Here is a 14,722-nt window from a genome sequence, read left to right on the forward strand (position 1 = left end):
ATCGCCCCCTGTCAGCCGTGCTCTCGTTCCTGCTGAAGCTGCGCACCCGCGCACAGACGCTGTTCCGCCTGTCGGATGCCCACACGATGCTGATCTGGTCGGCGATCGTCGGCGTCGGCGGCGCGTTCGCGACCATCGCGTTTCGCGAAGGGATCGACCTGATGCAGCATCTGATCGCCGGGCGCAGCGGCAGCTTCGTGCAGATGGCGCGCAGCCTGCCGTGGTACGTGCGCTTCTGGCTGCCGGCCGCCGGCGGCCTGCTCGCGGGCGGCGTGCTGCTGCTCGCGACGCGCGGCGAACGCAAGTCCGGCAAGACCGACTATATGGAAGCCGTCGCGCTCGGCAACGGCATCGTGCCCGTGCGGCAGAGCCTGTGGCGCAGCCTGTCGTCGCTGCTGACGATCGGCAGCGGCGGCTCGATCGGCCGCGAAGGCCCGATGGTGCAGCTCGCGGCGCTCGCCGCGTCGCTCGTCGGCCGCTTCGCGCATTTCGATCCGCCGCGCCTGCGGCTGCTCGTCGCGTGCGGCGCGGCCGCCGGCATCACGTCCGCGTACAACGCGCCGATCGCCGGCGCGTTCTTCGTCTCCGAAATCGTGCTCGGCACGATCGCGATGGAAAGCTTCGGGCCGATGGTCGTCGCATCGGTCGTCGCGAACATCGTGATGCGCGAGTTCGCCGGCTATCGGCCGCCGTACGAGATGCCGGTGTTTCCGGCCGTCACGGGCCCCGAGGTGCTGCTGTTCGTCGTGCTCGGCGCGCTGTGCGGCGTGCTCGCGCCGCAGTTCCTGCATCTGCTCGACGCGTCGAAGAACCAGTTCAAGCGGCTGCCCGTGCCGCTGCCGGTGCGGCTCGCGCTCGGCGGGCTCGTGGTCGGCGTGATCTCGGTGTGGATTCCGGATGTATGGGGCAACGGCTACAGCGTCGTGAACAACATCCTGCATTCGCCGTGGACCTGGCAGGCGCTCGTCGCGGTGCTCGTATTCAAGGTGCTCGCGACCGCCGCGACGACGGGCTCGGGCGCGATCGGCGGCGTGTTTACGCCGACGCTGTTCGTCGGCGCGGTATTCGGCTCGCTGTTCGGGCTCGCGATGAACGCGCTGTGGCCGGGGCATACGTCCGCGTACTTCGCCTATGCGATCGTCGGGATGGGCGCGTTCATGGCGGGCGCGACACAGGCGCCGCTGATGGCGATCCTGATGATCTTCGAGATGACGCTCAGCTATCAGGTCGTGCTGCCGCTGATGGTGTCGTGCGTGTTCGCGTACTTCGTCGCGCGCGCGACCGGCACGACGTCGATGTACGAGATCACGCTGCGCCATCATCAGGACGCGGCCGAGCGGATGCGGCTGCGCACCACGCAGATGCGCGAGCTGATCCAACCCGCGCAGACGGTCGTGCCGCTCACGGCGAGCGTCGCCGACATGACGCGCGTGTTTCTCGAATATCCGGTGAAGTATCTGTACGTGACCGACGATGCCGGGCGCTTTCGCGGCGCGGTCGCGCTGAAGGACATTACGTCCGACCTGCTCGACAAGCGCGACACGACCGACAAGACGGCCGCGCACTATGTGCACACGCCGTTTCCGCTGCTCACGCCCGACATGCCGCTCGCGACCGCGCTCGAACGCTTCATGGCGTTCAAGGGCGAACGTCTGCCGGTGATCGAGAGCGAAGCCGAGCCGACGCTCGCGGGCGTCGTGTACAAGACCTCGCTGCTCGACGCGTATCGGCGCATGACGGGCGAGCGCTGAGCCGCCGCGCCGCCGTCAGTCGGGCGCGCGCCCCAGCACGACGCGCGCGAAGAAGCCGGCCAGCACCGATTCGGCGGCCTCGGCCGACACGTGCTGCGGATCGGCCGTGTAATACGACTGCACGCCGTCGCACAGAGACATCAGCCCGAACGCGAGCGTTTCGGCCGGCAGCAGCAGCGGCGTGCCCGCGCGATCCGCGAAGCGGCGGATGAATTCGGCCATCTGCACGCGCTTGCCGTGCAGAAACTGGTTGAAGCGCACGCGGAATTTCGCGTCGCGCGCCGCCTGCAGCTTCGCCTCGACCCATAGCAGCGAATACTCGTCGTCGCGAAACAGCTTCCGGTAATAGGCGAGCGCCATCGACTCCATCTGCTCGCGCGGCCCGCCCTCCTCGAAGATCGCCTCGAAATCGGCCTGCACCGACGCGTGATCGCGCTCCAGCAGCTCGAGCAGCAATTCCGACTTGCTGCGGAAGTTCGAATAGAACGCGCCGCGCGTATAGCCCGCAGCTGCCGCGATGTCCTCGACGCTCGCGGCGACGTAGCCTTTCTTCAGAAAAATCCGATGTGCGGCATTCAGCAGACGTTCGCGCGTCTGATCCCTGCTCTGCTCGCGAGTTAAGCGCTGTGGTTTCATGGCGCGCAGTCTAGCACCATTCCCCTTTCAGATTCATCTTTGCATTCGGATACAGAGGTGTATTAGAATCCGCCGCAGTATCCGATCGTGCTGTCCGGGCGTCGCGCTCGCGCGGCCCCTTCGGGGCAGGCGCCGCCGCGCTTGCCGACCTCTTTCGCTCTCGTCCCTTGGGGGTTTCGTGAATCGCTCCGGTTCCCGTGCCGCGCTGCTGATCGGCGCCGCACTCGTTCTCGCCGCCTGTCATCCGAAGGAATCCGCGCCGCCGGCGCCGCGCCCGGTCGTTGCGCTGCCCGCGCGCGCGGATGCCGCCGCGTCCGCCTTCACGCTGCCCGGCGAAATCCAGCCGCGTTACGCGACGCCGCTGTCGTTCCGCATCGCGGGCAAGATCGTCGAGCGCAAGGTGCGGCTCGGCGATACCGTGAAGGCCGGCCAGGTCGTCGCGCTGCTCGATCCGTCCGACGTCGAGAAAAACGCGGCGAGCGCGCAGGCGCAGCTCGACGCCGCCTCGCATCGGCTCGCGTTCGCCAAACAGCAGCTCGACCGCGACCGCGCGCAGGCGCGCGAGAACCTGATCGCGACCGCGCAGCTCGAGCAGACCGAGGACAGCTACACGGCCGCGCTCGCGCAGCGCGATCAGGCGCAGCAGCAGCTCGCGCTCGCGAAGAATCAGCTGCGCTACGCGACGCTCGTCGCCGATCATGCGGGCTACATCACCGCCGAGCAGGCCGACACCGGGCAGAACGTGTCGGCCGGCCAGCCCGTCTATCAGCTCGCATGGGCCGGCGACGTCGACGTGGTCGTCGACGTACCGGAAACGGCGCTCGCGGCGCTGTCGCCCGGCCATCCGGCGACCGTCACGCTGCCGTCGCTGCCCGGCCGCACGTTCGCGGCGAAGGTGCGCGAGATCGCGCCGGCCGCCGATCCGCAAAGCCGGACGTATCGGATGCGGCTCACGCTCGCCGTGCCGGACGCGGCTGCGGTCCGTCTCGGGATGACCGCGAACGTCGCGTTCGACGGCGCGCCGCGCGCCGCCGACGCGCAACCGGTCACGCTGCCGGCGACCGCGCTGTTCCACGACGGTCCGCATCCGGCCGTCTGGATCGTGCGCGCGAAGGACGACACGCTCGAGCTGCGCCGCGTCGAGGTCGCGCGCTTCAACGAGCGCACGGTCACCGTGTCGCACGGCGTGCAGCCGGGCGAGCGCGTCGTGCTGCAGGGCGTGCATACGGTCAGCGCGGGCGAGAAGGTCCGTGCGATCGCGCCGCTCCATCCCGAGGATTTCGCGTCATGAGCGCGGCCCGCGAAGAAGGACGCTTCAACCTGTCCGCGTGGGCGCTGCGCCACCAGGCGCTCGTCGTCTATCTGATCGTGCTCGCGACGGTCGCGGGCATCCTCGCGTACACGCGGCTCGCGCAATCCGAAGATCCGCCGTTCACGTTCCGCGTGATGGTGATCCGCACGTTCTGGCCGGGCGCGACCGCGCGCCAGGTGCAGGAACAGGTAACCGACCGGATCGGCCGCAAGCTGCAGGAAACGCCGGCGATCGACTTCCTGCGCAGCTATTCGCGACCCGGCGAATCGCTGATCTTCTTCACGATGAAGGATTCCGCGCCGGTCAAGGACGTGCCCGAAACCTGGTACCAGATCCGCAAGAAGGTCGGCGACATCGGCTATACGCTGCCGCCCGGCGTGCAGGGGCCGTTCTTCAACGACGAGTTCGGCGACGTCTACACGAATATCTGGACGCTCGAAGGCGACGGCTTCTCGCCCGCGCAGCTGCACGACTATGCGGACCAGCTGCGCACCGTGCTGCTGCGCGTGCCGGGCGTCGCGAAGGTCGACTACTTCGGCGATCCGGCCCAGCGCATCTTCATCGAGGTCGACAACGCGAAGCTCACGCGGCTCGGCATCTCGCCGCAGCAGCTCGGGCAGGCGATCAATGCGCAGAACGACGTGTCGTCCGCCGGCGTGCTGACGACGACCGACGATCGCGTGTTCGTGCGGCCGAGCGGCCAGTTCGACAACGTCGCCGCGATCGCCGACACGCCGATCAGGATCAACGGCCGCACCTTCCGGCTCGGCGATCTCGCGACGGTGCGGCGCGGCTACGACGACCCGGCCGTCACGCAGATGCGCACCGCCGCGTCCGGCACGGGCGCCGGCAAGCCGGTGCTCGGCATCGGCGTGACGATGCAGCCCGGCGGCGACGTGATCCGGCTCGGCAAGGCGCTCGACGCGCAGTCGAAAGCGCTGCAGGCGCAGCTGCCGGCCGGGCTCAAGCTCACCGAGGTGTCGAGCATGCCGCACGCGGTATCGCATTCGGTCGACGACTTCCTCGAAGCCGTCGCCGAAGCCGTCGCGATCGTGCTGATCGTGAGCCTCGTGTCGCTCGGGCTGCGCACCGGGATGGTCGTCGTGATCTCGATTCCGGTCGTGCTCGCGGTCACCGCGCTCTTCATGTACCTGTTCGACATCGGGCTGCACAAGGTGTCGCTCGGCACACTCGTGCTCGCGCTCGGGCTGCTGGTCGACGACGCGATCATCGCGGTCGAGATGATGGCCGTGAAGCTCGAACAGGGCTACAACCGCGCACGCGCCGCCGCGTTCGCGTACACGAGCACCGCATTCCCGATGCTGACCGGCACGCTCGTCACGGTGTCGGGCTTCCTGCCGATCGCGCTCGCGAAGTCGAGCACCGGCGAATACACGCGCTCGATCTTCGAGGTCTCCGCGATCGCGCTGATCGCGTCGTGGTTCGCGGCCGTCGTGCTGATTCCGCTGCTCGGCTATCACCTGCTGCCCGAACGCAAGAAGCACGCGCACGACGCGCATCTGCCGGACGATCACGAGCACGAGATCTACGACACGCGGTTCTACCGGCGGCTGCGCGGCTGGATCGACTGGTGCATCGAGCGGCGCTTCGTCGTGCTCGCGATCACGGTCGCGCTGTTCGTCGTGTCGCTGCTCGGTTTCTCGCTCGTGCCGCAGCAGTTCTTCCCGAGCTCGGATCGCCCGGAGCTGCTCGTCGATCTGCGGCTGCCCGAAGGCGCGTCGTTCGCGGCGACGCTGCGCGAGACCGAGCGCGTCGAGCAGGCGATCGCGAAGCGGCCGGAGATCGACCACTGGGTCAACTTCGTCGGCAGCGGCGCGCCGCGTTTCTATCTGCCGCTCGATCAGCAGTTGCAACTGCCGAACTTCGCGCAGTTCGTGATCACCGCGAAATCGGTCGAGGATCGCGAAAAACTCGCGAGCTGGCTCGAAACGACGCTACGCGACCGTTTCCCGGCCGTGCGCTGGCGGCTGTCGCGGCTCGAGAACGGGCCGCCCGTCGGCTACCCCGTGCAGTTCCGCGTAAGCGGCGACGACATCGCGACGGTCCGCTCGATCGCCGACAAGGTCGCAGCGACGATGCGCGGCGATGCGCGCACGGTCAACGTGCAGTTCGACTGGGACGAGCCGGCCGAGCGCTCGGTGCGCTTCGAGCTCGACCAGAAGAAGGCGCGCGAGCTGAACGTCACGTCGCAGGACGTGTCGAGCTTCCTCGCGATGACGCTGTCCGGCACGACCGTCACGCAGTATCGCGAACGCGACAAGCTGATCGCCGTCGACCTGCGCGCGGCGCAGCCCGATCGCGTCGATCCGGCCCGGCTCGCCGGCCTCGCGATGCCGACGCCGAACGGCGCGGTGCCGCTCGGCTCGCTCGGCCGCTTCACGCCGACGCTCGAATACGGCGTGATCTGGGAGCGCGACCGCCAGCCGACGATCACCGTGCAGTCGGACGTGCGCGCGGGCGCGCAAGGCATCGACGTCACGCACGCGATCGACGGCAAGCTGAATGCGCTGCGCGCGCAGCTGCCGGTCGGCTACCGCGTCGAGATCGGCGGCTCGGTCGAGGAAAGCGCGAAGGCGCAGGCCTCAATCAATGCGCAGATGCCGCTGATGGCGATCGCCGTGTTCACGCTGCTGATGATCCAGCTGCAAAGCTTCTCGCGCGTGCTGATGGTCGTGCTGACCGCGCCGCTCGGGCTGATCGGCGTGGTGGGCACGCTGCTGCTGTTCGGCCAGCCGTTCGGCTTCGTCGCGATGCTCGGCGTGATCGCGATGTTCGGGATCATCATGCGCAACTCGGTGATTCTCGTCGACCAGATCGAGCAGGACATCGCGGCCGGTCACGGCCGCTTCGATGCGATCGTCGGCGCGACCGTGCGGCGCTTCCGGCCGATCACGCTGACCGCCGCCGCGGCCGTGCTCGCGCTGATTCCGCTGCTGCGCTCGAACTTCTTCGGGCCGATGGCCACCGCGCTGATGGGCGGCATCACGAGCGCAACCGTGCTGACGCTGTTCTACCTGCCCGCGCTGTACGCGACCTGGTTCCGCGTGAAGCGCGACGAGCGCGACCCGCAGGACGGGCCGTCGCATGGCGCGTCGTCGGGAGCCTGACCATGGAATCGTCGATGAACCTGAAAACGAAAGTCGTGCGCGCGCTCGCCGTCGCGAGCGTCGCCGGCCCGCTCGCCGGCTGCAGCGCGTTCGCGCCGAGCGGCGCGCCGCCCGCGATGCCGTCGCCCGCGCATTACGGCGCGGCGCCGCAGCCGCAGCAGACCGTTGCCGCACAAGGCGTCGCGCAGCAGTTCGAAGTCGGCGCGCAGCCGGTGTCCGACTGGTGGACGCAATACCGTTCCGACGCGCTGAACGCGCTCGTCGACGAAGGGCTGCGCAACAGCCCGACGCTCGCGGCCGCGTCGCACTCGCTCGATGCCGCGCGCGAGCAGCTGCGCGCGCAGATCGGCAGTTCGCTGCTGCCGTCGATCGATGCGGGCGGCCAGGCGGCGCGTCAGCGCGCGCTCGGCGTGCCGATTCGCGCGCTCGGCGCGCCGACGCTGCTGTACGACACGTTCGTCGGACAACTGCAGGCGAGCTACACGATCGACCTGTTCGGCGCCGCGCGCTTTGCGAACCGGTCGCTCGCGAATCGCGTCGACGTCAGCGCGTTCCAGCTCGAGTCCGCGCGGCGTGCGCTTGCCGCGAACATCGTGACGGCTGCGATCACCGTGTCGGTGCTCGACGCGCAGATCGACACGACCGAACGGCTCGTCGCGCTCGCGAACGATCAGGCGCGCGACGCCGAGCGCCGCCATGCGCTCGGCGCAGCGGCGCGCAGCGATGCGCTGAGCGCGCGGCAAAACGCGGACACGTTCGCCGCGAGCCTGCCTGCGCTGCGCCAGCAGCGCGATAGCGCGCGCCATGCGCTCGCGGTGCTGGTCGGCCGTACGCCGGACCGGCCGCCGGCCGGCATCGCGCTCGCCGATCTGCATCTGCCCGAACAGGTGCCCGTCGTCGTGCCGTCCGACCTGCTGCAAAGCCGCCCCGACATCCGCGCCGCCGACGCGGCGCTGAAGGCCGCCGCGGCCGAAGTCGGCGTCGCGACCGCGCAGCTGTTCCCGCAGCTATCGCTGTCGGCCTCGATGGGCAAAGGCGGCTTCGACTGGCCGACGATGCTGTCGGGCGCCGGCGCGATCTGGAGCGTCGGCGCGTCGCTGACGCAGCCGCTGTTCCACGGCGGCGCGCTGCTCGCGCAACGCCGCGCCGCAAAGGCGACGTATGAAGCCGCCGTCGACCAGTACCGGCAGACCGTGCTCGCCGCCTTCCAGAACGTCGCCGATTCGCTCGCGGCGCTCGAACACGATGCGCAAGCGCTCGACGCGTCGTCGCAGGCGGCGCTCGCCGCGCGCGGCGCATCGGACGACGCCGCCGCGCGCGTGCGGCTCGGCGCGCTGCCGCCGTCGGCGGCGCGCGCGAGCGAACTGCAATACCGCAACGCGCAGCTCGACGCGATTCGCGCGACCGGGGCGCGCCTCGCGGATACCGCGCGCCTCTACCAGGCGATGGGCACGCCGCCGACCGAGCGCGTCGACACGGTCGCGACCGATCGGCCTGCGCGCGATGCGGCGGCGGCGTCACGGCCACCGTCGTCGCCGGTGTCGCCGTAGCCGCGCCGCGTGCGCTCGCGCGATGCGCGAGCGCTTTGCAACTTCCGCTTGACCCTCACGTAGCGTAACGTTCGAGACTCCAGTGTGCGCACCGAACGGAGGACATCATGCGGCTGAAAGTGGGAGAACTGGCGAAACGCAGCGGACTGACCGTCCGCACGCTTCATCACTATCACGCGATCGGCCTGCTGACCCCTTCGGCGCGTGCCGACAACGGCTATCGGCTGTACGACCGCCGCGACATCGCCCGGCTGCATCAGATCCAGGCGCTGCGTCGGTTCGGACTGTCGCTCGCCGAAATCGGCGACTACCTGAACCAGCCCGACACGCCGCTCGTCGAGCTCGTCGCGAAGCAGATCGCGTCGCTCGACCGGCAACTCGCGCAAGCCGCGCAGCTGCGCGAGCGGCTCGTGCAACTGCACGCGCAGCTCGCGGCGGGTACCGAGCCGGAGCTGGCCGATTGGCTCACCACACTGGAGTTGATGACCGTGTACGACAAATATTTTTCCGAGGAAGAACTCGCGCGCCTGCCGATGTATCGCAAGAGCCAGACCGGCGATGCCGAATGGATCGCGCTCGTCGCCGACGTGCGTGCGCTCCACGACGCCGGCGTGCCGCCCGAGGACGAGCGCGTACGTGCGCTCGCCGATCGCTGGATGGCGCTGCTCGTGCGCGACACGAACAACGATCCGCGGCTGCTCGCGAAGCTGAACCTGATGCACGAGCGCGAGCCGTCGATGCAGGCGCAGATCGGCATTACCACGGCGCTGCGCGACTACGTGCTGCGCGCGAACGCCGAAACGAAGATGCGGATCTTCGAGAAGTATCTCGATCCGGACGAGATTCGTTTCATGCGTGCGCACTACGGCGAACGCGCGATGGAGTGGCCGCAGCTGATGGCCGACGTGCGCGATGCGCTCGAAGCCGGCAAGCGGCCCGATTCGCCGGAAGGCCGTGCGCTCGCGCAGCGCTGGATGGCGCTGTTCCGCGGCTATGCGGGCGACGATCCGGCCACGCACGCGAAATTCCGTCAGGCGATGGCGAACGAGCCGGCGCTGAAGAAGGACGCGTGGGTCGACGATGCGCTGCTCGGCTTCATGCGCGAAGCGATGGCGCAGCTCGCGCCGGCGCGCTGAGCGCCGAATGCGGTGTGCGGTGCGTGTTACGCGTGGTGCGTCGTCTGCTGTGTGCCGCGTGTCGCGCGCTGTGCAGCGTGTGCCGCGCGGTGTCGCGCGATGCAACGCACGCGCGATTCAGCGCGTGCGCACGCGTAACCCGAGCGCCTTCATCCGCCGGTACAGCGTGCGCTCGCTGAGGCCGACCTGCGCGGCCAGCGCCTTGCGCGTGCCGTCGAACGACGCGGCGAGCCGCACGAGTTCCGCGTCGGATACGCCGCGCGCGGCCGCCGCCACAGGTGGCGCCGCCGCGGTGGCCGACACGAGTTCGGCCGGCAAATGCTCGACGCGGATCGTGCCGTCGTCCGCGAACAGGCACGCGCGTTCGAGCACGTTGCGCAGCTCGCGGATGTTGCCGGGCCACGCATACGCATCGAGACACGCGAGCGCCGGTTCGGTCAGCACGTACGGGCGCGCGAGCGCGTCGCCGGCGGCCGCGCGCGCGTTCGCGATCCGTCGCAGGATCGACTCGGCAAGCAGCGCGACGTCGCCGCGCCGCTCGCGCAGCGGCGGCAGCGCGATCGGAAACGCATTGATCCGGTAGTACAGATCCTGCCGAAAGCGGCCGTCGACGATCATGTCACGCAGCGGCTTGTGCGTCGCCGCGACGAGCCGGAAATCGGCGCGCAGCGCCTCGACACCGCCGACGCGCCGGAACGTGCCCGACTCGATCAGCCGCAGCAGCTTCACCTGCATCGGCAGCGGCACGTCGCCGATCTCGTCGAGAAACAGCGTGCCGCCCTGCGCCGTCTCGACGAGGCCCGGCTTGCGCTGGTTCGCGCCCGTAAATGCACCCTTCTCGTAGCCGAACAGTTCGCTCTCGAACAGCGTTTCGGCAATCCCCGAACAATCGACGACGACGAACGGCCCCATCGCGCGATCGCTCGCCTCGTGCAGCGCACGCGCGAACAATTCCTTGCCGGTGCCCGATTCGCCGAGCAGCAGCACCGGCAGCGTCGACGGGGCGACGCGCTGCAGCGCGCCCAGCGCCGCATTGAACGACTCCGCGCTGCCGACGAGCCCTTCCGCGCTCGGCTGCGCCGACGCGCTGCGCACGGTCGTCAGCCGCTCGACGTACGCGATCACGTCGCCGCCCGCGTCGAAGATCGGCCGCAGCTCGACGTCGACGTGCTCAGGCCCGCGCGGCGTGTAATGAATATGCAGCACGCGATCGAGGCCGCGCAGCGCCTTCGCGCGCTTCATCGGGCAGTGCTCGCCGGCTTGGTCGCACGGCACGTCGTAGTGGTGCGATACCTGAAAACAGTGCCGGCCGACGTGCTCGACGCCCGCGACGCCGAACTGCCGCCGGTACGCGCCGTTCGCCGCGAGGATCCGGTAGTCGGGATCGACGACGATCGTCGGCTGCGGATCCTGTTCGAGATAGGCGACGAGCGCACGCACGTCGGGCGCGAGCGCCGGCGCGTGCGGCGGCACGGGAACGATCGGAATGGTGTCGTGCGGATTCATCGGGATTCCGGGGGATCGATCGGAGCATGCGGCGGCCGCGACGAGCCAGCGCGCTCGGCCGGAACTGCCACAAAGACTGCCAATTCTGCCACACGACTGCCAAGCATGGCAGCAAGCCGCGCGGACCGTGACGTGGCGACGTCCGCGCGCCGCCTCGCGCGCGCCGAAAACCTGTGCGCAATCAACGACCTGCCTGGACAGCGAGCGTCGCCCTGCCCGCTGGCACGGTTCTTGAGCCATGGATCGCCGTTGTTCCATCCACCGTTCGAGGACATTCCCGTGACGCACTCTGCCGGCCTGGCGGTCGAAGGTTTTTTCGACCCGGCGACCCACACCGTCAGCTATCTGCTGCTCGACACCGCGACGCGCGCCTGCGCGCTGATCGACAGCGTGCTCGATTACGACCCGAAGTCCGGCCGCACGCGCACGGACAGCGCCGATCGGCTGATCGCGCGCGTCGCCGAACTCGGCGCGACCGTCCATTGGCTGCTGGAGACACACGTGCATGCCGATCACCTGTCGGCCGCGCCGTACCTGAAGGCGCGCGTCGGCGGGCAAATCGCGATCGGCGCACACGTTCGGCGCGTGCAGCACGTGTTCGGCGACCTCTTCAATGCGGGCCCCGACTTCGCGCGCGACGGCAGCCAGTTCGACGCGCTGCTCGACGACGGCGACACGCTCGTGCTCGGCACGCTGACGATCCGTGCACTGCACACACCCGGCCATACGCCCGCATGCATGACCTACTGCGTCGACGACGCGACGCAGCGCGCGGCATTCGTCGGCGATACGCTCTTCATGCCCGACTACGGCACGGCCCGCTGCGATTTTCCGGGCGGCGACGCGCGCACGCTGTACCGCTCGATCGCGCGCGTACTCGCGCTGCCGCCCGACACGCGGCTCTATCTGTGCCACGACTACCAGCCGGGCGGGCGCGATGTGCAGTTCGTGACGACCGTCGCCGAGCAGCGCCGCGCGAACGTGCACGTCAAGGACGGCGTGACCGAGGACGACTTCGTCGCGATGCGCACCGCGCGCGACGCAACGCTCGAGATGCCGGTGCTGATGCTGCCGTCCGTGCAGGTCAACATGCGCGCCGGCCATCTGCCCGAACCCGAAAACAACGGCGTGCGCTATCTGAAGATCCCGCTCGACGCGATCTGAGAGCCGGCCCGCCCTGCACACGAGAACCCCGACATGACTCTTCGCACGCTGACCGACACGCTCGCCGTGTCGCCGCAGATTGCCGTTGCCGACCTGCCCGCGCTGCACGCCGCCGGCATCCGCACGATCGTCTGCAACCGTCCGGACCGCGAAAGCGCCGACCAGCCCGACCTCGCCGAGATCCGCGCGGCCGCCGCGCCGCTCGGCATCGCGGTCCACCATCTGCCGGTCGAACCGGGCAGGATCACCGACGACCACGTCGCGCAGTTCCGCACGCTGCTCGCGTCGGCCGCCGGCCCGACGCTCGCCTACTGCCGCACCGGCACGCGCTCGGCGACGCTATGGGCGCTGTCGCAGGCGGGCCGCATGCGCGCCGACGACATCGTCGCGACGGCCGCCGCGGCCGGCTACGACCTTGCGGGGCTCGCGCCGCGGCTTGCAGGCGGGACCGCAGACGCGACGCACGAGCCCGACGCACGCCACGAGATCGTGATCGTCGGCGCCGGTGCGGCGGGCATCGCGGTCGCATCGAGCTTGCTTGCGCGCGAGCGCGCGCTCGACATCGCGATCGTCGATCCGGCCGACGTCCACTACTACCAGCCGGGCTGGACGATGGTCGGCGCGGGCGTTTTCGAGGCCGGCACGACTGCGCGCGCGATCGCCGACGTGCTGCCGCGCGGCGTGCAGCGCATCCGTGCGGCGGTCGCCGCGTTCGAACCCGACGCGCATGCGGTCGTGCTCGACGACGGCCGGCGCATCGGCTACGGCAAGCTCATCGTGTGTGCGGGGCTCAAGCTCGACTGGCAGGCGATCGACGGTCTCGCCGACACGCTCGGCCGCAACGGCGTCACGTCGAACTACCGCTACGATCTCGCGCCGTACACGTGGCAGCTCGTGCAGGCATTTCGCGGCGGCAACGCGCTGTTCACGCAGCCGCCGATGCCGATCAAGTGCGCGGGCGCGCCGCAGAAGGCCATGTATTTGTCCTGCGATCACTGGCAGCGCACGGGACGACTGGGCGCCGCCCACGTCGAGTTCCTCAATGCCGGCAACGCGCTGTTCGGCGTCGCCGACTACGTGCCCGCGCTGATGGCATATGTGGAGCGCTACGGGATCGCGCTGTCGTTCGGCCACAACCTCGTCGCGATCGACGGCCCCGCGCGCCGCGCGACATTCGTGCGCACACTGCCCGACGGCAGCACCGAAACGTTCGTCCGCGCGTTCGACATGATTCACGTCGTGCCGCCGCAGAAGGCACCCGATTTCGTGCGCGCGAGCGCGCTCGCGGACGCCGCCGGCTGGGTCGACGTCGATCCGGCGACGCTGCGCCACCGCCGCTACGCGGACATCTTCGCGCTCGGCGACGTGACCAACACGACGAACGCGAAGACCGCGGCGGCCGCGCGCAAGCAGGCGCCCGTCGTCGCGCACAACGTGCTCGCATCGCTCGGCCGCGCGGCGGGCGAAGCAGCCTACGACGGCTACGGCTCCTGCCCGCTGACGGTCGAACGCGGCAAGATCGTGCTCGCCGAATTCCTGTACGGCGGCAAGGTCGCGCCGACCTTCCCCGCCTGGCTGCTCGACGGCCGGCGCCCGTCGCGGCTCGCCTGGCTGCTGAAGGCGCGCGTGCTGCCGCCGCTGTACTGGGACGCGATGCTGAAAGGCCGCGAGTGGCTCGCGCAGCCCGCGATCGTCCGATAAGCGCCGCCCGTTCGACGGAATCCAATCATGCTGGTTTCTCTCCTACTCGGCGGCTGCGTCGGCGCGGTGCTCGGTCTGACCGGCGCCGGCGGCGGCATCCTCGCAGTGCCGGCACTCGTCGTCGGCATGGGCTGGCCGATGCAGCAGGCGACGCCCGTCGCGCTCGTCGCGGTGGCCGGCAGCGCCGCGCTCGGCGCGCTCGAAGGCTTTCGCCGCGGGCTCGTCCGCTATCGGGCGGCGCTCCTGATGGCCGTGGCCGGCGTGCCGCTGACGACACTCGGCGCCCGCCTCGCGCACGTGCTGCCGCAGCGCGTGCTGCTCGCGCTGTTCGCGCTGACGATGCTGATCGTCGCCACGCGCCTGCTGCGCCAGGCGCTGCGGCAGCCGACGGCCGATGCGCAGGTTTCGCCGCTCTGCGTCGGTCGCGTGAATCCCGACACGGGCCGTCTCGTGTGGTCCTGGCCCGTCGGCCTCGCGCTCGCATCGACGGGCGCGGTCACCGGGCTGATGACGGGCCTGCTCGGCGTCGGCGGCGGCTTCGTCATCGTGCCGATGCTGCGCAAGTTCACCAACGTGTCGATGCATGGCATCGTCGCGACGTCGCTGATGGTGATCGCGCTCGTCGGCACGGGCGGCGTGTTCGCGACGCTCGCGGCCGGCACGCACGCAGCGATCGACGTGATGCTGTGGTTTACGGTCGCGACCGCGCTCGGCATGGCGGCCGGCCGCGGCGCGTCGCGGCACTTGTCCGCGCGGCATGTGCAGGCGGGCTTCGCGACGGTGCTCGTCTGCGTCGCGCTCGGGCTGCTCGCCAAAGCCGCGTTCGGCGCGTGAGCGG

Annotated in this window: 10 protein-coding genes; 8 read left to right on the forward strand and 2 right to left on the reverse strand. The window is 69.9% G+C overall.

The window, feature by feature from the left end; translation table 11 throughout:
• The first annotated feature begins 17 nt into the window (after nucleotides 1–17).
• Nucleotides 18–1,751: a ClcB-like voltage-gated chloride channel protein gene (locus tag NP80_RS21420; protein WP_006404756.1), complete on the forward strand. Its 1,734-nt coding sequence runs from the start codon at nucleotides 18–20 to the stop codon at nucleotides 1,749–1,751.
• A 15-nt stretch (nucleotides 1,752–1,766) separates the two neighbouring features.
• Here NP80_RS21420 and NP80_RS21425 read toward each other — a convergent pair whose 3' ends face one another.
• Nucleotides 1,767–2,387 carry a TetR/AcrR family transcriptional regulator gene (locus NP80_RS21425; RefSeq protein ID WP_006400005.1) on the reverse strand — a complete coding sequence of 207 codons (621 nt, stop codon included), beginning with the start codon at nucleotides 2,385–2,387 and terminating at the stop codon, nucleotides 1,767–1,769.
• 178 nt (nucleotides 2,388–2,565) lie between these two features.
• Here NP80_RS21425 and NP80_RS21430 point away from each other — a divergent pair, with 178 nt between their 5' ends.
• The 4 genes from NP80_RS21430 (at nucleotide 2,566) to NP80_RS21445 (ending at nucleotide 9,513) form a co-directional block, all read left to right on the forward strand.
• Nucleotides 2,566–3,678, forward strand: a complete 1,113-nt coding sequence (locus tag NP80_RS21430; protein WP_006404755.1) for an efflux RND transporter periplasmic adaptor subunit — start codon at nucleotides 2,566–2,568, stop codon at nucleotides 3,676–3,678.
• On the forward strand, nucleotides 3,675–6,827 hold the full coding sequence (locus tag NP80_RS21435) for an efflux RND transporter permease subunit (protein WP_006408839.1): 3,153 nt from the start codon (nucleotides 3,675–3,677) through the stop codon (nucleotides 6,825–6,827). The genes NP80_RS21430 and NP80_RS21435 overlap by 4 nt, the downstream gene beginning before the upstream one ends.
• A 2-nt stretch (nucleotides 6,828–6,829) precedes the next feature.
• Entirely contained in the window at nucleotides 6,830–8,377 is a 1,548-nt protein-coding gene (locus tag NP80_RS21440) for an efflux transporter outer membrane subunit (protein WP_045594132.1), read from the forward strand.
• A 107-nt stretch (nucleotides 8,378–8,484) separates the two neighbouring features.
• Entirely contained in the window at nucleotides 8,485–9,513 is a 1,029-nt protein-coding gene (locus NP80_RS21445) for a MerR family transcriptional regulator (RefSeq protein WP_006409518.1), read from the forward strand.
• A 117-nt stretch (nucleotides 9,514–9,630) separates the two neighbouring features.
• Here the strand turns inward: NP80_RS21445 and NP80_RS21450 are convergent, their stop codons facing one another.
• Complete coding sequence (locus NP80_RS21450) at nucleotides 9,631–11,019, reverse strand: sigma-54 interaction domain-containing protein (protein ID WP_006409523.1); 1,389 nt, start codon at nucleotides 11,017–11,019, stop codon at nucleotides 9,631–9,633.
• 279 nt (nucleotides 11,020–11,298) lie between these two features.
• Between NP80_RS21450 and NP80_RS21455 the strand changes: the two genes are divergently transcribed.
• Genes NP80_RS21455 through NP80_RS21465 form a run of 3 tightly spaced genes read left to right on the forward strand, consistent with a single transcriptional unit; the run spans nucleotide 11,299 to nucleotide 14,718 of the window.
• A complete protein-coding gene (locus tag NP80_RS21455) occupies nucleotides 11,299–12,183 on the forward strand; it encodes an MBL fold metallo-hydrolase (RefSeq protein WP_035488335.1) in 885 nt (294 codons plus the stop codon).
• A gap of 33 nt (nucleotides 12,184–12,216) precedes the next feature.
• Nucleotides 12,217–13,884 carry a bifunctional protein tyrosine phosphatase family protein/NAD(P)/FAD-dependent oxidoreductase gene (locus NP80_RS21460; protein ID WP_006409519.1) on the forward strand — a complete coding sequence of 556 codons (1,668 nt, stop codon included), beginning with the start codon at nucleotides 12,217–12,219 and terminating at the stop codon, nucleotides 13,882–13,884.
• A gap of 27 nt (nucleotides 13,885–13,911) precedes the next feature.
• The gene (locus tag NP80_RS21465) at nucleotides 13,912–14,718 is read left to right on the forward strand and encodes a sulfite exporter TauE/SafE family protein (protein WP_006404748.1); all 807 of its coding nucleotides are present in this window, start codon (nucleotides 13,912–13,914) and stop codon (nucleotides 14,716–14,718) included.
• The last annotated feature ends 4 nt before the right edge of the window (nucleotides 14,719–14,722 follow it).

Source organism: Burkholderia multivorans ATCC BAA-247, assembly GCF_000959525.1.
Taxonomy (GTDB): Bacteria; Pseudomonadota; Gammaproteobacteria; order Burkholderiales; family Burkholderiaceae; genus Burkholderia; species Burkholderia multivorans.